General features: G+C 40.4%; 18 protein-coding genes. 12 read left to right on the top strand and 6 right to left on the bottom strand.

What is annotated here, in order from left to right:
- The first annotated feature begins 17 nt into the window (after positions 1–17).
- The 8 genes from prfC (at position 18) to deoD (ending at position 9,939) form a co-directional block, all read left to right on the top strand.
- Positions 18–1,604, top strand: a complete 1,587-nt coding sequence (prfC, locus tag GW828_RS14350) for a peptide chain release factor 3 (RefSeq protein WP_273058019.1) — start codon at positions 18–20, stop codon at positions 1,602–1,604.
- Positions 1,605–1,892: 288 nt separating this feature from the next.
- Positions 1,893–2,654 (top strand): TatD family hydrolase, encoded by a 762-nt coding sequence (locus GW828_RS14345; RefSeq protein WP_273058018.1) that lies wholly within the window; start codon positions 1,893–1,895, stop codon positions 2,652–2,654.
- A gap of 177 nt (positions 2,655–2,831) precedes the next feature.
- The gene (locus tag GW828_RS14340; RefSeq protein WP_182697867.1) at positions 2,832–4,094 is read left to right on the top strand and encodes a NupC/NupG family nucleoside CNT transporter; all 1,263 of its coding nucleotides are present in this window, start codon (positions 2,832–2,834) and stop codon (positions 4,092–4,094) included.
- A gap of 355 nt (positions 4,095–4,449) precedes the next feature.
- A complete protein-coding gene (locus tag GW828_RS14335) occupies positions 4,450–5,289 on the top strand; it encodes a nucleoside-specific channel-forming Tsx family protein (RefSeq protein ID WP_124017625.1) in 840 nt (279 codons plus the stop codon).
- Between the two features lie 375 nt (positions 5,290–5,664).
- Positions 5,665–6,438, top strand: a complete 774-nt coding sequence (gene deoC, locus GW828_RS14330) for a deoxyribose-phosphate aldolase (RefSeq protein WP_124017624.1) — start codon at positions 5,665–5,667, stop codon at positions 6,436–6,438.
- Positions 6,439–6,564: 126 nt separating this feature from the next.
- Positions 6,565–7,896: a thymidine phosphorylase gene (gene deoA, locus GW828_RS14325; protein WP_124017623.1), complete on the top strand. Its 1,332-nt coding sequence runs from the start codon at positions 6,565–6,567 to the stop codon at positions 7,894–7,896.
- A gap of 11 nt (positions 7,897–7,907) precedes the next feature.
- Positions 7,908–9,125 carry a phosphopentomutase gene (locus tag GW828_RS14320; protein ID WP_124017622.1) on the top strand — a complete coding sequence of 406 codons (1,218 nt, stop codon included), beginning with the start codon at positions 7,908–7,910 and terminating at the stop codon, positions 9,123–9,125.
- Between the two features lie 103 nt (positions 9,126–9,228).
- Positions 9,229–9,939 carry a purine-nucleoside phosphorylase gene (deoD, locus tag GW828_RS14315; RefSeq protein WP_059746461.1) on the top strand — a complete coding sequence of 237 codons (711 nt, stop codon included), beginning with the start codon at positions 9,229–9,231 and terminating at the stop codon, positions 9,937–9,939.
- Positions 9,940–10,006: 67 nt separating this feature from the next.
- Here deoD and GW828_RS14310 read toward each other — a convergent pair whose 3' ends face one another.
- The gene (locus GW828_RS14310) at positions 10,007–10,684 is read right to left on the bottom strand and encodes an AhpA/YtjB family protein (RefSeq protein WP_124017621.1); all 678 of its coding nucleotides are present in this window, start codon (positions 10,682–10,684) and stop codon (positions 10,007–10,009) included.
- A gap of 162 nt (positions 10,685–10,846) precedes the next feature.
- Here GW828_RS14310 and serB point away from each other — a divergent pair, with 162 nt between their 5' ends.
- Both serB and GW828_RS14300 read left to right on the top strand, forming a co-directional pair.
- The gene (serB, locus tag GW828_RS14305; RefSeq protein ID WP_273058017.1) at positions 10,847–11,833 is read left to right on the top strand and encodes a phosphoserine phosphatase SerB; all 987 of its coding nucleotides are present in this window, start codon (positions 10,847–10,849) and stop codon (positions 11,831–11,833) included.
- Positions 11,834–11,939: 106 nt separating this feature from the next.
- Positions 11,940–12,848, top strand: a complete 909-nt coding sequence (locus GW828_RS14300; RefSeq protein WP_273058016.1) for an alpha/beta fold hydrolase — start codon at positions 11,940–11,942, stop codon at positions 12,846–12,848.
- A 35-nt stretch (positions 12,849–12,883) separates the two neighbouring features.
- Here GW828_RS14300 and GW828_RS14295 read toward each other — a convergent pair whose 3' ends face one another.
- Positions 12,884–15,268, bottom strand: coding sequence for a PilZ domain-containing protein (locus tag GW828_RS14295; RefSeq protein WP_273058015.1), 2,385 nt, complete (start codon positions 15,266–15,268; stop codon positions 12,884–12,886).
- 425 nt (positions 15,269–15,693) lie between these two features.
- On the opposite strand from GW828_RS14295, the gene radA reads away from it, so the two are divergent.
- Positions 15,694–17,073 carry a DNA repair protein RadA gene (gene radA / locus GW828_RS14290; RefSeq protein ID WP_182697871.1) on the top strand — a complete coding sequence of 460 codons (1,380 nt, stop codon included), beginning with the start codon at positions 15,694–15,696 and terminating at the stop codon, positions 17,071–17,073.
- Between the two features lie 85 nt (positions 17,074–17,158).
- Here radA and GW828_RS14285 read toward each other — a convergent pair whose 3' ends face one another.
- The 4 genes from GW828_RS14285 to ubiU form a co-directional block, all read right to left on the bottom strand.
- Positions 17,159–17,524 carry a PilZ domain-containing protein gene (locus GW828_RS14285; RefSeq protein WP_124017616.1) on the bottom strand — a complete coding sequence of 122 codons (366 nt, stop codon included), beginning with the start codon at positions 17,522–17,524 and terminating at the stop codon, positions 17,159–17,161.
- 158 nt (positions 17,525–17,682) lie between these two features.
- Positions 17,683–18,960 carry a YjiH family protein gene (locus GW828_RS14280; protein ID WP_420542429.1) on the bottom strand — a complete coding sequence of 426 codons (1,278 nt, stop codon included), beginning with the start codon at positions 18,958–18,960 and terminating at the stop codon, positions 17,683–17,685.
- Between the two features lie 436 nt (positions 18,961–19,396).
- On the bottom strand, positions 19,397–20,344 hold the full coding sequence (locus tag GW828_RS14275) for a U32 family peptidase (RefSeq protein WP_182754887.1): 948 nt from the start codon (positions 20,342–20,344) through the stop codon (positions 19,397–19,399).
- A gap of 9 nt (positions 20,345–20,353) precedes the next feature.
- On the bottom strand, positions 20,354–21,355 hold the full coding sequence (gene ubiU, locus GW828_RS14270) for a ubiquinone anaerobic biosynthesis protein UbiU (protein WP_273058014.1): 1,002 nt from the start codon (positions 21,353–21,355) through the stop codon (positions 20,354–20,356).
- Positions 21,356–21,494: 139 nt separating this feature from the next.
- Here ubiU and ubiT point away from each other — a divergent pair, with 139 nt between their 5' ends.
- Positions 21,495–22,004 (top strand): ubiquinone anaerobic biosynthesis accessory factor UbiT, encoded by a 510-nt coding sequence (gene ubiT / locus GW828_RS14265; protein ID WP_273058013.1) that lies wholly within the window; start codon positions 21,495–21,497, stop codon positions 22,002–22,004.
- Positions 22,005–22,090 lie beyond the last annotated feature (86 nt).

The following is a 22,090-nucleotide window of genomic DNA, read 5'->3' as shown; positions in this document are numbered from 1 at the left end:
ACTAAAAGAATTTATACATGGCAAACCAAGATTTTCTCAATGAAATCAATAAGCGAAGGACCTTTGCTATCATCTCGCACCCCGATGCGGGTAAAACCACCATCACCGAAAAAGTACTTTTATTCGGAAATGCCTTACAAAAGGCTGGCACGGTAAAAGGCAAAAAGTCTGGTCAACATGCTAAATCTGACTGGATGGAAATGGAAAAAGATCGTGGTATTTCTATTACCACCTCTGTTATGCAGTTTCCTTACGGTGGCGCACTAATCAATTTACTTGATACACCTGGTCACGAAGACTTTTCTGAAGATACTTATCGTACCCTGACTGCGGTCGACTCGTGTTTAATGGTGATTGACTCCGCTAAAGGTGTTGAAGATCGAACCATTAAATTAATGGAAGTGACCCGTTTACGCGATACGCCTATTGTGACGTTCATGAATAAATGTGACCGTGATATTCGCGATCCTATAGAGTTAATGGATGAAGTTGAAGCGATTTTAAAGATAGCTTGTGCTCCTATTACTTGGCCTATTGGTTCAGGTAAAGAGTTTAAAGGTGTATATCACATTTTACGTGATGAAGTTATTTTATACCAAAGTGGTATGGGTCATACCATTCAAGAAGAACGTATTATTAAAGGATTGCACAATCCTGAGCTTGATAAAGTACTGGGCTCTTATGCGTCTGAAATTCGTGATGAAATGGAGCTGGTTGCTGGTGCTTCACATGAATTTGATCAACAAGCCTTTCTTAAAGGTGAGCTGACTCCTGTATACTTCGGCACAGCCTTGGGTAACTTTGGTGTCGATCATATTCTAGACGGTATCGTCGAGTGGGCACCTAAGCCGTTACCGCGTGAAAGTGATGCACGCAACGTGACGCCTGATGAAGAAAAGTTCTCAGGATTTATCTTCAAAATTCAAGCCAACATGGACCCTAAACACCGTGACCGTGTTGCTTTTATGCGTGTTTGCTCGGGTCGGTATGAGCAAGGTATGAAAATGCACCATGTTCGCATTGGTAAAGATGTTAATGTCAGTGATGCATTAACCTTTATGGCAGGGGATCGTGCCCGTGCTGAAGCGGCATATCCTGGTGATATTATTGGATTACATAATCACGGCACCATGCGTATTGGTGATACCTTTACCCAAGGCGAAAAGTTTCGCTTTACGGGTGTTCCTAACTTTGCTCCAGAAATGTTCCGCCGTATTCGCTTAAAAGATCCACTGAAACAAAAGCAGCTCCTCAAAGGACTAGTGCAATTATCTGAAGAAGGCGCTGTGCAGGTCTTTAGACCTCTAGACTCTAACGATTTAATTGTTGGAGCGGTTGGTGTGCTGCAGTTTGAAGTGGTTGTTGGACGCTTAAAAAGTGAATACAACGTCGAAGCCATTTACGAAGGTATCAGTGTGAGTACTGCTCGCTGGGTGTATTGCAAAGATGAGCGTAAACTAGAAGAGTTCCGTCGTAAGTGTAGTCAGAATTTAGCCCTGGATGGTGGTGATAATCTTACCTATATTGCGCCTACTATGGTGAATTTAAACCTATCAATGGAACGTTATCCTGATATTGAGTTTGCCAAAACTCGAGAGCATTAATTGTTATAGCAAATGTTTCAAGTGTGTTAATGAAAGGTGGCTTTGCCGCCTTTTTTATTACTATTTTTAAGTAGATATTTGACTGAGCAAAGCTGTTTTTAAGCTTTTATTGGTAACATCTTGGCAAAATTGCATCTTATGGAACGCTGAGATTACGTTGACAAAGAAAAATAAATTCAGTTGTGCACCAAGGATGAGCGATCATGGGCGTGATATGTCAATATATGAGTCTATTGTCACTTAACATGATATCCGTAATTAATATCAGTAATAGCAGAGCGTGATCTTATGATTGATACCCATGCACATCTCGACATGGCAGAGTTTGATAATGATAGAACACAATTATTTGATGCTATGCATGAAAGTGGTATTACTTCGGTTATTTTACCAGGAGTATCAGCAGAAAAGTGGCAGCAGCAAATTCATATTGCAGATAAATTTGATTGTTATTTTTCGCTTGGAATTCATCCTTGGTTTGTCCCAGACGACATTGATACAGCGATAATGAAGCTTGATACAATGTTACAGCAATATAGCAATAATAAGCGTTTGGTGGCGATTGGAGAGTGTGGCCTAGATAAATTGCATCACTGGTCAGATAACCAATTGTTGTTACTTGAAAAACAATTATTACTGGCACAAAATTATCAATTGCCTGTCATTTTACATGCCGTGAAAGCGCATCAACAATTATTGACAATGTTAGCGCGTTTTAAATTGATAAAGGGTGGTGTGGTGCATGGTTTTTATGGCAACAGTGATATAGCCAAACGCTATGTTTCGCTCGGTTTTAAATTAGGTGTTGGTGCTTTAATACTCAATCCTAGTGCGAAAAAGCTCCGTGAAACAGTGGTTAATTTACCCCTTGAACACTTTTTATTAGAAACAGATTCACCGAGCATGCCTCCGTTTGATCAACCTAAATCACGAAACACTCCCCTTATATTGCCTCGAATTGTGTCCGAAATCGCATTTTTAAAGAAAAAAACCACTGTCTGTATATTAGAACAGTTGAATAAAAATGCTTTGCAACTGTTTGAGCTTTAATTGTTTTTTTATGAACACAACATTATTAATTGTTTTTAATGTCGTAAGGGTTTGAAATTAAAGTTTAAAAACTTGATCAAAACGACGCTTTTCGTTTCACGCTCAGTTATAATCGTCAGCGGAAATTAGGTGAGTTAACAACATTCAAAAAAACTGTTAACAAAAGGGTGATGATTAATGGATATAATAATGAGTTTAGTAGGGGTGGTCACCTTACTATTGATAGGTTTTGCACTATCAAATAATAGAAAAGCAATTAATGTTCGTACTGTTGGTGGTGCTTTAGCTATTCAAGCATTCTTCGCAGGTTTTGTTTTATATGTTCCAGTCGGTAAAGATATTCTGAAAGGTGTTTCAGATGCGGTATCAAGTGTGATTAGTTATGCACAAGCCGGTACTAGCTTCTTATTTGGTGATTTAGCTAACTTTAAAGTTGGTTTTATTTTTGCCATCAACGTATTACCTGTCATTATTTTCTTCTCTTCTCTAATTGCAGTGCTTTACTATTTAGGCATTATGCAGTGGGTTATCCGTATTATCGGTGGCGCTTTACAAAAAGCACTCGGTACTAGCCGCACTGAATCAATGTCAGCAACAGCGAACATTTTCGTTGGTCAAACTGAAGCACCACTAGTTGTGCGTCCGTTTATTGCGACAATGACACAATCTGAATTATTCGCCATCATGGTGGGCGGTCTAGCTTCTATTGCAGGTTCTGTATTAGCTGGTTACGCGCAAATGGGTGTTCCAATTGCATATTTAGTTGCTGCATCATTCATGGCTGCTCCTGGTGGTCTGTTAATGGCTAAATTGATGCACCCAGAAACAGAAGCTGCTATTAACGAAATGGACGATTTACCAGATGATCCTGATAAGCCAGCAAACGTGTTAGATGCTGCTGCTTCAGGTGCTGCATCAGGTATGCATTTAGCATTAAACGTTGGTGCTATGTTGATCGCATTCGTTGGTTTAATCGCCATGATCAACGGTATCATCGGTGGTGTAACGGGTTGGTTCGGTTTAGAGGGTATTACTCTTGAACTCATCCTTGGTTATATCTTTATGCCTTTAGCATTCTTAATCGGTGTACCTTGGAATGAAGCGCTTGTTGCTGGTTCTTTCATCGGTCAAAAGATTGTGGTTAACGAATTTGTTGCTTACTTAAATTTTGCTCCGTATCTACTTGATGCTTCAGCAGAAGGTTTCAAAGTTGTAGCAGAAACTGGTGTAATGATGTCTGACCGCACTAAAGCGATTATCTCTTTCGCCCTATGTGGTTTTGCTAACTTATCTTCAATTGCAATTTTACTTGGTGGTTTAGGTGCTATGGCTCCTTCACGTCGCCATGACCTTGCTAAATTAGGTATCCGTGCTGTTATCGCTGGTTCATTAGCTAACTTAATGAGCGCGACATTAGCCGGTTTATTCTTAGCTATCTAAGAGTAAGTCCAGGGGGAATACCCCAATAACTGGGTCTTTAGCTTAATCCATATTAGAGACCCAGTTTATAATAAAGTTGTTATTGATTTTGTGTTAATCCACCGTTTCCCAATACGAAGTTATGCCGTTTTATTGATTGCGAAAGAGGATGTATTAAATCCTCTAGTCAAAATTAAAATGTCAAATTGTGAATAGAGTGTAGACAAATAGTCGCGACATTGTTCACAAAAAAGAATTTTGTATTCGTTTTTTATCGATTAAATATTGAGATTAATATCAGTAACGGTAAAATGCGAATGATTAAAAAAGAAGTGCTATCCACGAAGATAGTTTAATAATATACATGGGGTTGATGATGAAAAATGTAAAAATGTTAGCTTTAGCCGGTGCAACAGTTGCTGCTATTTCTGGTAATGCTTTTGCTGCAGACCGCAGCGATCTTCACGGTACTGATTACAAGTGGATGCAGTTTAACGCTATGTACTCTATCGGTGAAAAGCCAGATAACCCAGCTTCAGGTGATCAACATAACTACCTAGAAATGGAGTTTGGTGGTCGTTCTGGTGTTGTAGATTTATACGGTTATGTTGATGTATTCAACTTAGCTAATGAAACGTCTGACAATGGTGACAAGAACCCAGGTTCTGGCACTAGCAAATTGTTTATGAAGTTTGCTCCACGTTTCTCTATCGATGCTATCACAGGTAAAGATTTATCTTTTGGCCCAATCCAAGAAGTATATTTCTCTACTTTGTTTAACTGGGATGGTCTTAACGGCGAAGGCGTTAACTCTACATTCTGGGGTGTTGGTGCTGACGTAAATGTACCTTGGTTAGGCAAAACGGGTATGAACCTTTACGGTTTCTACGACATGAATGCTAAAGAGTGGAACGGATATCAGTTCTCAGCTAACTGGTTCAAACCTTTCTACTTCTTTGATAACAAGAGCTTCTTGTCATTCCAAGGTTATGTTGATTATCAATTTGGTGCAGACGCAGTTGACGACATGTTCGTTCCTAAGACTTCAAGCGGTGGTAACATCTTCTTTGGTCTATACTGGCACTCAGATCGTTACGCTCTTGGTTATGGCTTAAAAGGCTTCAAAGACGTATACCTACTTGAAGATGAAGGCGGAATCGTTGGCCTAGAATCTACAGGTTGGTCACATTACCTAACAGCAACTTACAAGTTCTAAGATAGGTATAGTGCATGTTAGAGTCGCATTTGCGGCTCTAACTTTTCCACTATAAGACAGCCGCGAATTTTTATTTAAAACTATTAAGTTAACAATATTTTTATATAAAGGTTTGTACTCTACAAAGTTGTATCTTTACGCGCTAAAATGGATTTTTCGCGGAATTGTTGAAACAAATGTCTTTGTTTTTTCTTTTCCGGTCTTCAAGGATTCAAGTCGTGGTACTCGTTATCAGATTGAATACTTAGGTTAGTAAATATTATCTAGATTTACTGGCAACACTGAAGGCCCGGCCATAATAATAATCATATGCCCATTCTATAGTGTTGCCTGAAAAAAATTATCGACTTTGATTTTTCGTTTCGGAGAGCAATTATGACTGATTTAAAAAAAGCAGCGTTACGCGGTATTTCATTAATGGATTTAACCACATTAAATGACGATGATACCGATCAAAAAGTGATCGACTTATGCCATAAAGCGAAGTCTGCTGCTGGTAATACAGCTGCGATTTGTATTTATCCTCGCTTTATTCCTATTGCACGTAAAACCCTTAATGAGCTTGATTGTGAAGACATTAAGATTGCGACTGTGACTAACTTCCCACACGGTAATGATGATATCGCTATCGCTGTATTAGAAACTCGTGCTGCCGTTGCTTATGGTGCCGATGAGGTTGATGTTGTATTTCCATACCGTGCATTAATGGAAGGTAATGAGACTGTTGGCTTTGAACTGGTTAAAGCGTGTAAAGAAGAGTGTGGTGATGATGTATTGTTGAAAGTCATTATCGAATCTGGTGAGTTAAAAGATCCTGCTCTTATTCGTAAAGCTTCTGAATTATCAATTGATGCTGGCGCTAACTTTATTAAAACATCAACCGGTAAAGTGGCGGTTAATGCCACTCTTGAAGCGGCTGAAATTATGTTGACCGTGATCAGCGAAAAAGATCGTCAAGTTGGTTTTAAGCCTGCTGGCGGCGTGCGTGATGCGGCTCAAACAGCAGAGTTTTTAGATCTGGCTGAGCGTATTTTGGGTGCTGATTGGGTTAGTCCACAGACTTTCCGCTTTGGTGCTTCTAGCTTATTAAATAGCTTGCTGCATACATTAGAGCTAACTGAAGCACCGAAACCGACTTCAGGTTACTAATTGGCATAATGTATTAACAGCCACTTTGCATAACGAATAATCGTTATGCAAAGCGTCATCATTGAATGACATTCTTGATATTAATGGCGATCCTAAAGGTGTTGGATTGCCTCATGGGGACTCTATATGTTTCTTGCTCAAGAGATTATCCGTAAAAAACGTAACGGTGATGCATTAAGCACTGCCGAAATTCAATTTTTTGTAGATGGCATCACTCATAACACTGTTTCTGAAGGGCAAATTGCCGCATTTGGTATGGCTGTGTATTTCAAAGATATGAATATGGATGAGCGAATTGCCTTAACGATTGCAATGCGTGATTCCGGCACTGTATTAAATTGGGATTCACTCGGCCTCAATGGCCCTATTATCGATAAGCACAGCACTGGTGGTGTTGGTGATGTCATCAGCCTAATGCTTGGCCCTATGGCTGCGGCATGTGGTGGTTATGTACCAATGATTTCTGGCCGTGGCTTAGGCCATACTGGTGGAACGTTAGATAAATTTGATGCTATTCCTGGTTATCAAACTGAACCATCAAGTGAATTATTCCGCAAAGTCGTTAAAGACGCTGGTGTAGCCATTATTGGTCAAACTGGTGATCTAGTCCCTGCCGATAAACGTTTTTATTCAATTCGCGATAATACCGCAACGGTTGAGTCAATCTCACTTATTACCGCATCTATTTTGTCTAAAAAATTAGCCGCAGGACTAGACGCTCTCGCAATGGATGTCAAAGTGGGCAGCGGGGCATTTATGCCTACCTATGAAGCATCTGAAGAATTAGCCCGCAGTATTACTGCCGTTGCTAATGGCGCAGGTACCAAAACAACGGCATTGTTAACTGACATGAACCAAGTTTTAGCATCATGTGCTGGTAATGCTGTTGAGGTGCGTGAAGCGATAAACTTTTTAACGGGTCAATATCGTAATCCTCGTTTATATGCTGTCACCATGGGATTATGTGCCGAAATGCTCATTTTGGGTGGTATTGCACAGAATGAAGCGGAAGCGCGTAATAAGCTAAACGCTGTATTAGATAATGGTAAAGCAGCTGAAGCTTTTGCTAAAATGGTATCTGGTTTAGGTGGCCCAACCGATTTTGTTGAGGCATATGATAAGTATCTACCTCATGCGAAAATTATTCGCCCTGTGTATGCCAATACATCAGGTTTTGCATACCAAATGGATACCCGAGAACTTGGTTTAGCCGTCGTCACCTTAGGTGGTGGACGTCGCAAACCTGGTGATGCACTCGATTACAGTGTTGGATTAACCCAAGTATGTGCATTGGGCCAGGAAGTTAACAAAGATGTACCGTTAGCGATGATCCATGCTCAATCTGAAGATGCTTTCGCCGAAGCTGCCGCAGCTGTCCAACAAGCCATTATTATTGGCGACAGTGCGCCACAGAAGACGCCTGAAATATATCGTTATATTCGCGCTTCAGATTTATAAGGAAACACATAATGAAACGTACTTTTATTTTAATGCTCGACTCTTTTGGTGTCGGTGCTGCAACTGATGCCGATAAGTTTGGTGATCTTGGCTCTGATACCTTTGGTCACATCGCGCAAGCTTGTGCTGATGGCAAAGCGGATATCGGCCGTCAAGGTCCATTGAAGTTACCTAATCTTGCTCGCTTTGGCCTAGGTCATGCTGGTTTTGAAAGTACTGGTAAATTTGCTGCTGGATTTGCTGATAACGTCGAAATCATCGGTGCTTATGGCCATGCTGACGAATTAAGCTCGGGCAAAGACACGCCAAGCGGTCACTGGGAAATGGCAGGGGTTCCTGTTCTTTATGAGTGGGGTTATTTTAGTGATTTAACCAACTCATTTCCTAAAGAACTCACTGATAAAATTCTTCAACGCGCTGGTTTAGATGGGTTCTTAGGCAATTGCCACGCCTCGGGGACTCAAATTCTTGAAGAGTTAGGCCTAGAGCACATGAAAACAGGCAAGCCTATTTTCTATACCTCTGCAGACTCTGTATTCCAAATAGCGTGTCATGAAGAAAGTTTTGGCTTAGAAAATTTATACAACTTGTGCAAAATAGCCCGTGAAGAGTTAGAACCTTATAATATTGGCCGTGTGATCGCCCGTCCATTTATTGGTACTAGTGCTGCTGATTTTGCCCGTACCGGTAATCGTCATGATTATGCCGTATTACCTCCAGCACCGACCGTATTAGATAAGCTGAAAGATGCCGGTGGTGAAGTGGTTAGTATTGGTAAGATTTCTGATATCTATGCTCATAGTGGTATTACACAGCAATTTAAAGCGACCGGACTTGAAGAGTTATTCGATGAAACCTTAGCACAAATTAAACGTGCTGGTGATAACACTATAGTGTTTACTAACTTTGTTGATTTTGACTCTCATTATGGTCACCGTCGCGATACCGCTGGTTATGCTAAAGCTCTTGAATACTTTGATTCACGTTTACCTGAACTCTTGGCTATTCTACAACCTGAAGATTTAGTCGTGTTCACCGCTGATCATGGTTGCGATCCTACTTGGGTTGGCACTGAGCATACTCGTGAGCGTGTTCCTGTTCTTGCCTATGGCGCCGGTTTATCTGCCGGTTCACTAGGTCGTCGTCAATCTTTTGCCGATATCGGTCAATCTATTGCGAGTTATTTCAAGCTAGAACCGATGGATTATGGTAAATCTTTTATTAATTAGTCACATTTTCAAACGACGGTTCTATATAAAGGTTAATGGTTTTGCTAAACTACAAACAAGATTAAGCAACACAAAATAAAATAGAAACATAGGGGTTATAAACATGGCTACACCACATATTAATGCTGTAGAAGGTGCTTTTGCTGAAACGGTACTTTTTCCTGGCGATCCATTGCGTGCCAAATACATAGCTGAAACATTTTTAGAAAATGTTGAGCAAGTGACTGATGTGCGTAATATGCTCGGTTTTACCGGTACATATAAAGGTAAGCGTATTTCTGTTATGGGTTCAGGTATGGGTATCCCATCTTGTTCAATCTATGCACACGAACTTATCAAAGACTACGGGGTTAAGAACTTAATCCGTGTAGGTACTTGTGGCGCAATCAGCACTGACGTAAAAGTACGCGATGTGATTATCGGTATGGGTGCATGTACTGATTCTAAAGTGAACCGTTTACGTTTCAAAGATAACGATTTTGCTGCCATTGCAGATTACAGCTTACTCAGTGCAGTTGTTGATTCAGCTAAAGCGCACGGCACTAAAATCCGTGTTGGTAACGTTTTCTCTGCCGACCTATTTTATACTCCAGATCCTCAAATGTTTGATGTTATGGAAAAAATGGGCATTCTAGGTGTCGAAATGGAAGCCGCTGGTTTATATGGTGTTGCACATGAATTAGGTGCTAAAGCTTTGTGTGTTGTTACTGTATCTGACCACATCCGTACTGGTGAAAAAACCACATCTGATGAACGTCAAACCACATTCAGCGACATGATTATTATGACCTTAGATGCAGCATTAACGCTATAATCAAACGTTATAAATGAAAATGGGCACTTATTAGAGTGCCCATTTTTTATGTCTGTAATTTTATTCTCTACGTTTTAGGTTCTTGTGGGCCACTTTTAGGCTCGTCAGCGTTTACCAAGGCGATCTTCTTAGGCTTTTTACGCAACTTAGCTTGGGTCTTACGTCGATCAAAATCGGCACGCTTAAATGATAATGCTCGCGATAATAGCAAACCAATAAAACCAGCAACAATTAACATCATCTGTTGTAATTGCATGTTTTGTTCATGCAATATTTTGATTTCGTCAAAAAAGATATCAAGATTCAAACGTACTTCAACATAGCCTAAATTGTTTTCATCCTGGATGACATTTTCAATTAACGGAGGATATGGTTTTAATAAGCCTTTTAATATTTCTGAATCAGCTTCTAGTTTTTCATAAGAGACGCTCTGGGCGAAGGCCAATCTGACGCCTTGAGAATTATAGATATTGACCGACATAACTTTAGGGTCAGCAGCCAGCGCAGAGGCAAGCCATTGAAGCTGCTCATCATTTTGCAAATACATTGCAGGAGCTGCACCATTAGCCGCTTGTTGTGCTAATAGTCTTGCCATTACTTTTGTCTGCGAATTTAGTAATTTTTGACCATTACGTAAACTCGATTGCCACAAATAGATTAGGCCGAATATCAGCACTATTGCCACGATAATTTGCACAATCCTGCTGATTTTTTGTCTTTTCTTAAGACCTTTAACAAAAATCACTTTAATCCTCAGGGTTTTTTCTATTTAATTGGGGGCTGTTTTGGATGCATTATTTGTCTAACAAGCACTCAGTACCAATCCAATTACAGAGAATTATCAAAAAGCTATACTAATCGAAAAATTTGTCAGTAGATAGTCGTAACATTCTAAGAGGCCGTATTGATGCTGGAAAAATGTGATAACGCTTTATTAAACTTCTTATTTTCAGATACTTGTGATACATACCAACATCTAGGCAGTGTGTTATATCGCTATCAAGAGTCAGAATATTTATTGAGCTTGCAAGCTCATTTACCTTACCGTTGCCGAGTTATTTTTAATGGCGAATGCTCAAGTGAGATTGAGTCATGGCTCTCTTCAATATCAACCGATGCTCATGTCGCTAAGCTTGTGAGACAGAATGATTTATTTGGCTTTGAACTAGCAACTCAGACCGTGGATGAGCAATGGATAGCATCATTTCCACATAATATTTCAGCTGAAATTGTGCTTATTCAACAACCGCTAGCACGTCTAAATCAACCTGGATTGCTCGTCATGGATATGGACTCCACAGCCATTGAAATTGAGTGTATTGACGAGCTGGCTGCCATGGCTGGTGTTGGCGAAGAAGTGGCAAAAGTAACCGCAAGTGCAATGCGTGGAGAGTTAGATTTTGAGCAGTCTTTAAGGCTGCGAGTGAGCAAACTTGCCGGGGCTGATGCGGCGATTATTCAGCAGTTATGTGATACCTTGCCTTTAATGCCCGGTCTTGAAACCATGCTCGCCGAGTTAAAAGCGCATCAATGGAAACTGGTGGTTGCTTCCGGTGGTTTTACACCTTTTGTTGGCCACTTAAAGCAGTTACTTAATCTTGATGCTGCGTTTGCCAATGAGCTGGTTATTGTTAATGGTAAGCTAACCGGTGAAGTCACTGGTGATGTTGTCGATGCGCAATATAAAGCTAATGTGGTGAGTCAATGTGCACAACAATGGACTATCGCATCAGGCCAGCGAGTGGCTATTGGTGATGGTGCTAATGATATCCCAATGATTCAGGCCGCAGACTTGGGGATAGCATTTCATGCAAAGCCTAAGTTAATTGAAGCCGCAGATGCATCAATACAAAATATCGACTTACGAGCATTGGTTTTTTGTTTACAGCTTTAACGATTGGCGCTTACCGACTAAATATAGAATTATTACTCTATTCTAGTTGTGTTTCACTGCAGTAATGTTAGTTTTATAATCAATATTACTAACATAACTGCTTATTTTGACAATAGATATCCTCCAAGACTCATTATTCATTCCATATCGTGATGGCCAATTGCATTTGCGTCATATTCGCCCTCCGTCGCCGACGGCATTAGGTGTCCCTATCTTGATGTTGCATGGGGCTATGTCTAACGGGAAAGTATTTTACAGTGAAAAAGGTCGTGGGTTAGGCTGTTTTTTGGCAGCAGCTGGCTTTGATGTTTATGTAATGGATACCGCGGGTCGAGGCTTGAGTGAGCCTAGAATTAATCGTGATTTCACCTTGGGCCAAGGTGAGGTTATCCGTGAGCAATTACCTTTAGTGCAACAATTTATTCTGCAACGTCATCCTTTAGTCAATAAAGTTCATTGGTGTGCTCATTCATGGGGGGGAGTATTAATGGCCAGCAGTTTGGCTCGGTATACTCATTTGCAATCAAGTGTAGCTTCGTTACTAACCTTTGGGTCTAAACGGACCATAAAGGTGAAATCACTTAAGAAATGGTTGATGGTCGATTTTTTTTGGAATCGCTTTGCGCCATTATGCATAGCTAAGCAGGGATATTTTAATGCCAGTCGACTCCGCGTTGGTATGGATAACGAGAGCAGTGCGTCCTTATTACAAACCATCGATTGGGTTAGGGGAGAGTGGATTGATCATGATGATAGTTTTCATTATGCTCAAGCTGCTGAAAAAGCCGTTTGGCCACCAGCGTGGTTTATTGCGGGGAAAAATGATCGTGTATTAGGCAATCCGTCAGATGTACGAGATATGATTGATGAATGTGGTTTTAGCCAGATAAAGTACACCTTGCTCGCCAAAGAAAAGGGTAATTTATTGGATTATGATCATGCAGGAATGTTGACGAATCGACATGCAGAGCAAGATCACTTTGTGCAAATTAAGCAGTGGTATTTGACACTGTAACGCTAGCGATTATTTTATCCTTGCTTGAGTATTACCTAGGCTGCAGGCATTAAGCTAGGAAAACGGAGTTCAACTTCAGCAGTAATATCTAATAGTTCACCTGAACCAATCACTCTCCATAATTGCTCTTCTAGGTGCTTTGCTCTGTGGTTAGCATGAATGTGGATAAACTCTAGCTCGCGTCGAATATAGCTCATATCAGGCTTATCTGTTGCCCCTAAGTACACTCTTAATGCCATAAAGCGCCCAGCTTTTTTACTTTGGGTGATAAATTGAATTTGCTGCTGACGATCACCGAGTTCAGATTTAAGTTTACATTGGATCTGTACTGTTCCTCTAGCGTGGCGAGTCAGTTGCATAAACACTTCAAAGAAAACCATATCCTGATTCGGTTTCATTAATTTGATAGGGTCAATAATCTTTTGTTTCAGTAGGTTATTTTCCAGCAGCGGCATTAAATTGTACTGCAGTACTTTGTCACTATCTTGGGCAAATAAGTGGCTAATTTCATCCGTCGTTGTACCAATACCTATGTAAGCCATTTGTGCTGATTTTACTGTTTTTTCGATAAAATATGGTACACCGGGTAACTGGCGCATGAACAGGTTTTTCATGCCATCAGCCAGCTCTTTTTGCTGACCTTCATGATCGGATAGTTGCTCAAACTTCTGTTTGTTGTGGGCAATTAATTTACTTAAAAACTCCACACCATCATGGGGTGTATGGCCTATTAAAGCGCTTAAATGCAAAGTCTTTCCACCCATTCTGCTGCGGATTAACTGATAAGGTAAATGGGTTAAATTGGCTTTGCCTGCTGCGGCTTGTAGACGTGGAAACGATAATGTTACCGCACCAGGTTCATTAAAATCCGTCGAAGTTTCAAATGTGAGTTGTAAACCTCGACTCGAAATATCGTGAGTAATACCGGTGGCTTTTTTATCGCCTTGCTGAATTGTGATTGAGGTTTTAAAGGCGAACCGAGCTTCATGGCGTCGTTCACTAAATGGCATTGATACTTTTTTAATGCTGTGTTGTTTTGTTTTTGCTTGCGAAAATATCTTTAAACCATTTACATCGGATTTATCAAACCAACTTTGATAGTCTTCATTTGCTTCTTTATTTGTTAAGTCAATTAATTGTAACGTATGGCTAAATTGAGCTAATTGTTGTTCGGTAAGTGCGCCATATCGAGCATCATCACCCGGTAATGTAGAGTTTTTATAATTCTTACTATGATCGATAGGCTGCATGACAATTCTAAACACTCGCCAGCTCGCTTTGGTAGAGGCAAAACCTAAAAATAGATGAAGATTTTTAGTTGCTCTGAGCTCTGCTAATGTAGCAGAGTAAAAATGCACTTTCCCATGGGCGCTATGAGTAAAACTGAATAAGTAACAATGTTCATTATTGTCTGGTTGTTTAATCAATTGGGTCAAGCGGCGAGTATTAATGAAACTCGGTAGCTGGCTAATTTGATTTTCATCTAGAAAATAATGTTGGATCGGTTGATTACCTCTGCCGAGCAATTCATAGGCTATCAGTGGTTTTCCGTCAACAATGGAAATATATAATGGTAAATGGGTTAGTAGTGGTAAGTAATGACGCTCATAACCTAAACCCGTAGCCGTAACAATGACATCGTTGACATCCACTTTATAGCGGAATTTATAGCTGCGGATTAGCTGTGATAGCAAGTTATCTAATGCTTCTCCACCACCAAGTCTTTTCAGTCTAAAAATCGCTGTATTGTCTTTATTTTGAACATCAACTATTTGATATTCAATGCCATGCTGTAGCTCTTCTACATAAAACTCATCACTGACTTCAAGCAGTTTAATTTTAACTGGTTTGTCTTGATCCAGTTGGTGTTTTAATGGCAACTTAATCCGCGCACCGCCGACAGATAAATCTAGTGTCATACCATTAACTTCGGGTATTCCTTGCTGAGAAACCAGAATTCGAATGCTATAATTCATTCGTTCTTCGCAGCGATTAAAGTAACTTCCGAGTACGACCCCAGGGATTAAAAATGGATTGTCTTCGCCAATAGACTCGGCAGGAATATTTTCTCTTAATTTTATGCGTCGCAGCTTATGGGCTTTAATAACCTGTTCGTATACCCCTAGAGTATATTGATTGCGGTATAAAGGCAGTGCTTGCTCTAAAGCCTCCTTAGCGGGTTGGTCAAGGAAGTGCTTTTGATTAGCGATAACGACTTCTTTGCAAGGGAGTTCTGTTTTATCTCGTAAATCTATAATTCTGTTACACAATGATGAGATACGGTTGAGCTCCATTTTCAGAAGAAAACGGGTGGAATTTGATTCGTCAGCAGTTAACTGCTCAAAAACGTCCTGAAAATCAGGTTCCATGAACAGAGGTTTTAGTTGTTCGATTAATGCACTGTGGTTATCTAAACTCATTATTTTGTCGTTTTAATTGTTTATTGTGAGTCTGGCTAATAATTTTATCGGCAAGAAAGTGCTGATCTTTATAGTAATATAGATTTGAACCTTGTTCGAGAGTTATGCTGAAATGATTTTAGGGCTAATTATTTTACCGTTCAGATGAACATAGTGTCTTAACGGTATCTTGGTGTTGCTTGAAGCTTATTCATAATGGCTTAGCGTTTGTGTTCATTGCGTGTGGGCAAGGTGTTAATCGTAAAGAACTCTGTAAAGCTGATTGTTATTATTATCTTATGAGTGGTTTAAGCCGTTATAGTTGTATTGATGAGCAGCCGGTATGACTAATAAAGAATGATATGTTCACAGTGATTGTCGATTGGTCCTCAGGCCTAATAGTATCAATCTTATTGTATTAATTGATTTGCAACATGGGAATTAACATGGCAAAAGCTCCAAAAATGGCATTTGTTTGTGACGATTGCGGCCTAGATTATCCTCGTTGGCAGGGACAGTGTCGTTGTGGTGCGTGGAACTCTTTAGTGGAAATGAAATTATCTGCCACAAAAAGCACTACTTCTCGTACTTCGGTATTGGGATACGCCGGTGCTGCTGGTGGTGGTTCAAAAAAACTCAGTGAAGTTGAGTCACAAGATGCTGAAAAAAGACTTACTGAGATCGGTGAATTAGACCGAGTGCTTAGCGGTGGTTTGACCACGGGTTCGGTGAATATTATTTCCGGTGATCCTGGCGCAGGTAAAACGACCTTGTTATCTGATCTAGTGGCCCGAATGTCACAGTCGATGGCATCATTATACTGTACTGCAGAAGAGTCATTATCGCAGTTTAAAAACCGAGTTAATCGTTTAAAGCTTCATTACAACGAAGATAACTTGTTTTTGCTGTCTGAAACCAGTGTAGAAGCTATTATTGAGGAATTAGAAGCCAAGCAAATCAAGTTTGCGGTGATTGATTCTATTCAAGCGGTTGTCACTGATGCCGCCAATGGCAGCCCGGGATCGCCTTCACAAGTTAAAACGGCGGCGCAGGCATTTACGCAATATTGTAAAAAAAATAATGTCACCATGTTCATTATTGCTCATGTGAATAAAAATAACGAAATTGCTGGGCCGCAAACCTTAGTGCATATCGTGGATTCACTGTTACATATCGACACTAATGATGGTCAAATTCGCACTTTGCGCGCCAATAAAAACCGTTTTGGTGATGTTGATACCGTGGGCATATTCCGCATGAGCGAACGCGGTATGGTGAGCGTAGATAATCCCAGTGAGATATTCTTATCGGGTTCTACTACAGAGTCACCTGGCTCGACTATTACCTGTATTCGTAAAGGTAACCGTAATTTACTATTAGAAATCCAATGTTTAACAACTGAAACTGAATCAGAATTTCCCCAGCGTGTGTGTGTGGGGTTAAACATGAATCGGATTAAAATGTTAACCGGTATTTTGCGTAAACATACTAAAACCAAAATATTCCACGACACATTTTTCAATATCGTTGGTGGGCTAAAAATTGATGAGTCAGAAACCTGTATCGATTTAGCGCTTGTGACAGCATTATTGAGCAGTTTAAATGACTTTGTGGTGCCAAGAACCACTTGTATTATGGGTGAGTTGAGCTTGAATGGTGATGTGCGCCCAATTGATAGCGGAGTGCCCAGAGTGAGAGAAGCTGCGCAGCATGGTTTTACGGAGATTTTTATTCCATTTCGTAATTATCATAAAACCATGGAAGGGCTCGGCGCAAAAATCATCCCAGTTAAAACTATCCACGAGTTACTTGAGCTGATTAATTAATTTTCGAGTGATACAGCGGGCTATTGGTATAAAAAAGGTAAGTCATTGGCTTACCTTTTTTACATCTCATGGTTTATCTGCAAGCTTAAGGAACTGGTGTGATTAACGAGGTAAGCTCACGATCTAATAATTCTGCATCGCCCATATTGAGTTCGATAATACGGCGCAAATGAGTAATGCTGTCAACATCAATATGAGTGCATTTTAAGCCAAGATGTTCTGGGGTCTTATGAACAATTTCCGCCTCCATGTGCAGTTCAATATCAGAATCGGCTAACACAAACGCTAAGGTTAAAATGGTATGTAGCTGACCAGTATAACCTGCTGGCAGTTCTACTAGAGCGCCATTGAGACTTAAATCTAAAATTTTAGTGCGCCAAGTTTGTTCTGTTTGCGCAAGATGCGCACTGGCTGCAAATAAAATACGAGAAAATTTACGTCTGTTGTCCATGGTTCACCCTTAGTCATCAATATGGCTATGGTACATAGCCAATGCTTATTTGTTAAGCATACTCGATTTATCTCGGTTACGCAGAGAATATTTTGTATAAAAAAGGAGCGCAATGCGCTCCTGAGTTGATATTAAGATGTTATGTTTAGTTGCGCCTACTAAATCAGTAAATGGCCCATTAATGCAATAATAGGAAGCGTTACTAATGTCCGTAGGATAAAGATAACGAACAACTCAAAAAAGTTCACCGGAATTTTACTACCAATCAAAAGAGCACCCACTTCACTCATATAAATAAGCTGAGTGACAGATAATGCCGCAATGACAAAACGGGTTAAGTCAGACTCAATAGAGCTGGCCAATATAGATGGAATAAACATATCGGCAAATCCCACCACAATTGTTTTTGAGGCTTCAGTGGCTTCAGGAATATGCAGTAGCTCTAACAGTGGAATAAATGGCATACCTAAGTAGTTAAAAATTGGTGTATGTTCAGCGAGCACTAACGCTACGGTACCAATAGCCATAACGACTGGAATTACCCCAAAAATCATATCAACAACGTTTTTAATCCCTTCTGTTAGGACATGTTTAATGCCACCAGCAGAGGATGCTCGCTGCATTGCTTGTTCAAATCCCCATGAAAAGACACCGTGACTAGCAGGAATTGTTTCATCATCTTCATGGCGTGGGGTGTCGTCGATATACAGATCTTTTTTCCATGATAACGGCGGTAATTTCGGCACTATGATAGCGGCGACAAATCCTGCCAAACACACAGTGAGATAAAATGGTACAAACAAGTGCTCAAGTTTTACTTGCGATATAACCACTAGACTGAAAGTTATCGATACCGCTGAAAAAGTGGTACCAATAACGGCTGCTTCTCGTGCCGTGTAGAAACGGGTTTCGTATTGTTTGGTGGTCATTAAAATGCCCACACTGCCGTCACCTAACCAAGATGCCATACAGTCAATCGCACTGCGTCCGGGTAAATTGAATATTGGACGCATCACTTTGGTTAATAACGTGCCAAAAAACTCCAATAAACCAAAATTGAGCAATAGCGGCAATAACATGCCTGCAAAAATAAACACTGAAAATAGTACAGGCACTAAATCATTTAAGACTAAACCACCCGTTGCCGATGAAGTAATCGCATCAGGTCCCATCTGCAAATAAACCATGACAATAAAGACCGCACCTAATATCCGCACGGCTAACCAAAATAAATTTACTTTTAATAAGGTGCGTAAAAAAATATTTTTACGCACAAATTTAGGATTCATAAGCTGGGTGAGCAATGAGGCTATTGCCATAAATACAACGATGCAGGTCACAATAAGCTGAATCGAACTGCCCATTTGGTTTTGCAATGCTTTTGAAATGATTGCAATTGGGATGGTAATCGAACCATTGACAGTGATAGGCGTCATAAACAGTAACAAACCAATCAGTGACGGAATGATAAAGGTAAGAATTGTTTTAATGTTATGTTTTTTGTGTGTCACGTTAAATACACCTTACGTATTTGCTGTAAGTTGGCCAGCTTGGCTATCCAACTGTTTCTTATGGACAGAGATTGAATGTCCATTCAGTTGTGTTTTTTGGGTAGGCAAGGTTACCCCCTTCTTTGCTGTATGTAAAATGATAACTTAATCGAATAGATATTAGTTAAATATGAGTAGATATTTACTTTGCGGGAATGATGTTGTACATGATAAATAACTAATATAATCATTTGGTTAATGGTTTGTTTCTGGAGTGTTTCATCTTTGGGTGTGTGAGTTTTTAAGTCGCTTGTATGCCATTAATGAACATGAATATTATCATTATTATGAGTGGTTGCATTAATGGCAATCGGCTGAGTTTTTATGACGGAAACACAGTTTCTTGGTTCTCTTGGCGATAGTCCATGCCCGGCAATCCGAACCAGTAACCATTGCAATGATGATGAATGATTGCAGTATGCTGCTTGTGATTAAATTGTTGATTGAATAGTTCTTCAGTATTAAATGGGTCGTTTGTTACCTGTTGTAGTGCGCTGGCAAGCTCAGAACCCAAGTCAATATCGGTTAATTTGTTGGGTGAAATCCGCCAATAGTCCACTCCCATGGTGATCATCTGGGGAATTTGGTTAATCAGATTTATTTGCGCCGCTGATTGAGTTTGAATGCCATTTAAGCGTAATAAGGGCTGCGACTCTTGAGTTTGAGCCAATAAACCTTTGCTGTGGCGTTGGCAAATCGTTTGGCATTTATCTTTCGGTAATTGGTAATGCTTAGCGGTAAAGCAGCGCGCTGAAAGAGCTAGCGGCATATAGCCGTGGCCGAGCACTTCAATTTCAAACTTGGGTTTATCACCTTGATTGATGATACGACTTAACCACTGTTGAGATAACTCACATGGCATAACAAAGCGGAACATGCCTTTTTTATGCAGTAAATCCAGACTGGCCCGATTGTAATTATTAATCATTGGTCCGCACACAAAAGGAACTTTGGCTTGCTGTGCATAATGTACTGCCGCCATATCATTAGCTTCAATACTAAAGTCACCATTCTCAATCGCTTTTTTTAATTCATTGAGCTCTGATTGTGCTTCTATTAGTGCCATGGTCGATAACACCACATGTTTACCGTGAGACTTAAGCATATTCGCCAGATCAAGATAGTCGTTAAACTTGAGTTCGCGGCGACGACTGCACACGGTTTCACCTAAGTAAACAGTATCAATATGACTTAATGCCACTTGTTGATAGAAAAGCTCAACGTCAGGTTTTGACCAGCAGTAGCTAATTGGAGCAAGAGATATTTTCATTCTGTAACCTTATTGCCATTGACGCTTATAAGCGCCCAATGTGGTGATTTGTCCTTCGGATACTTTAGCCAATGCTTGCGTCCATTGTGGTTGTTCGCAAAACGAATCGGGATTGGCCAAATAAGTGTCGATAGCACTGCGCCAAACTTGGGTCACTTGACTTACATAAGCAGGGCTGCGCTGACGTCCTTCAATTTTGAGTGATTTGATGCCCGCTTTAGCGAGTTCAGGTAATAAGCTTAAGGTGCTTAAGCTGGTGGGTGATTCGAGTAAATATTTTGCATCTTGATCGTATTCAGCAACATATCGACCCTTACAGACCACTGGATAGCCCAGTTGTTGACTCGCATCGGCTTTATCGATTAACACATTATTCAGTCTGGTTAATTTATCACTGCCACTGTCTTGCCAGCGAACATGATTCGCGGGAGAGCATGAGCCACCGGTATTCGGGGATTGACCTGTAACATATGATGATAAATGACAACGTCCTTCCGCCATGATGCACAAACTGCCAAATGCAAAGACTTCCAGATCAACAGAGCTGACTTTCGCTAAATCCCGAACCTGCTTTATTGACAGCACTCGTGGTAATACAGCCCGTTCAATATTAAAAGCTTGTTGGTAAAATGACAGCGCTCCGAGGTTGGTCGCACTCGCTTGCACCGATAAATGCAACGGAAGGTGTGGATAATGCTGGTGGGCATAATCGAGTAATGATAAATCGGCAACGATAAGTGCATCCATTTCTAATTGTGCTGCTAAATCAACTGCTTGATACCAGCGATGTTCCTCACCGGGTTTAGGGAAGGTGTTTAGGGTTAAAAACACCTTTCGGCCTTGGCTATGGGCTAAGTGAGTCGCTTGAGCTAGCTGTGGGGCAGAAAAGTTTAATCCTGCAAACGAACGCGCATTGGTGTCATCTTTTAGTCCAAGGTAAACCGCATCAGCACCGGCATTGAGCGCGGCTTTGAGTGACGCTAAATTACCGGCGGGGCATAAGAGTTCCATATTGGTGTTCTCATTTTTTCAAAGAACAGGAGTGTAAATGTGATTGAGTTAACATGATTTGATTTAAAACAGGTTTCGTTAGATAAATTACCAGTAAACTCACTTGATTATTGGCTCTATTTGCAAGTAGGTACTCTCGATGACTCAGGCATTATCACAACAATTATCGCAACACTTAGCGCAAAAGGTATTGCATTTCGCACCTCAGGTTAGTCGCCGCTCGCTCAGTGTCATGCCAGAAACATTAAAAATAGCCGCGATCAATACACTGCTTAATCGAGTGTTAGCTGAACAATTGCAGTCAGATGAACTCGATTTTCTCAAACACAAGTGGGTGGGGATTTGTGTTGATGATATTGGTTTACGTTTTGAGGTGGGGATTGCTCAACAATTACAAGTACGATCGTTTACTCAGCCTGATGTGACTTTAAGTGCCAATGTGCCTGAGTTGATACTAGTGGCCGCGGGGATAGAAGATCCTGATACCTTATTTTTTCAACGTAAATTACGTATAGAAGGGGATACTGAGTTAGGGTTACAAGTTAAAAATCTATTGTTATCTATTGAATTAGATAACTTACCCAAACCCGCTCAGATCGGCATCGAGCAACTGGCAAAAATGCTCCACATGTTAAGACCCTGTGAATAGTTTTGCTTGTTTTACCATGAAAAACGGCGCATTTTGCGCCGTTTTGCCGATGCTAGGTACATAAGATTAGATGCTCAATATTAGCG

The organism is Shewanella vesiculosa (assembly GCF_009994065.1).
GTDB classification, from domain to species: domain Bacteria; phylum Pseudomonadota; class Gammaproteobacteria; order Enterobacterales; family Shewanellaceae; genus Shewanella; species Shewanella vesiculosa.
The sequence above is the reverse complement of the archived record's forward strand: the minus strand, read 5'-3'. Positions and strand labels throughout refer to the sequence as shown.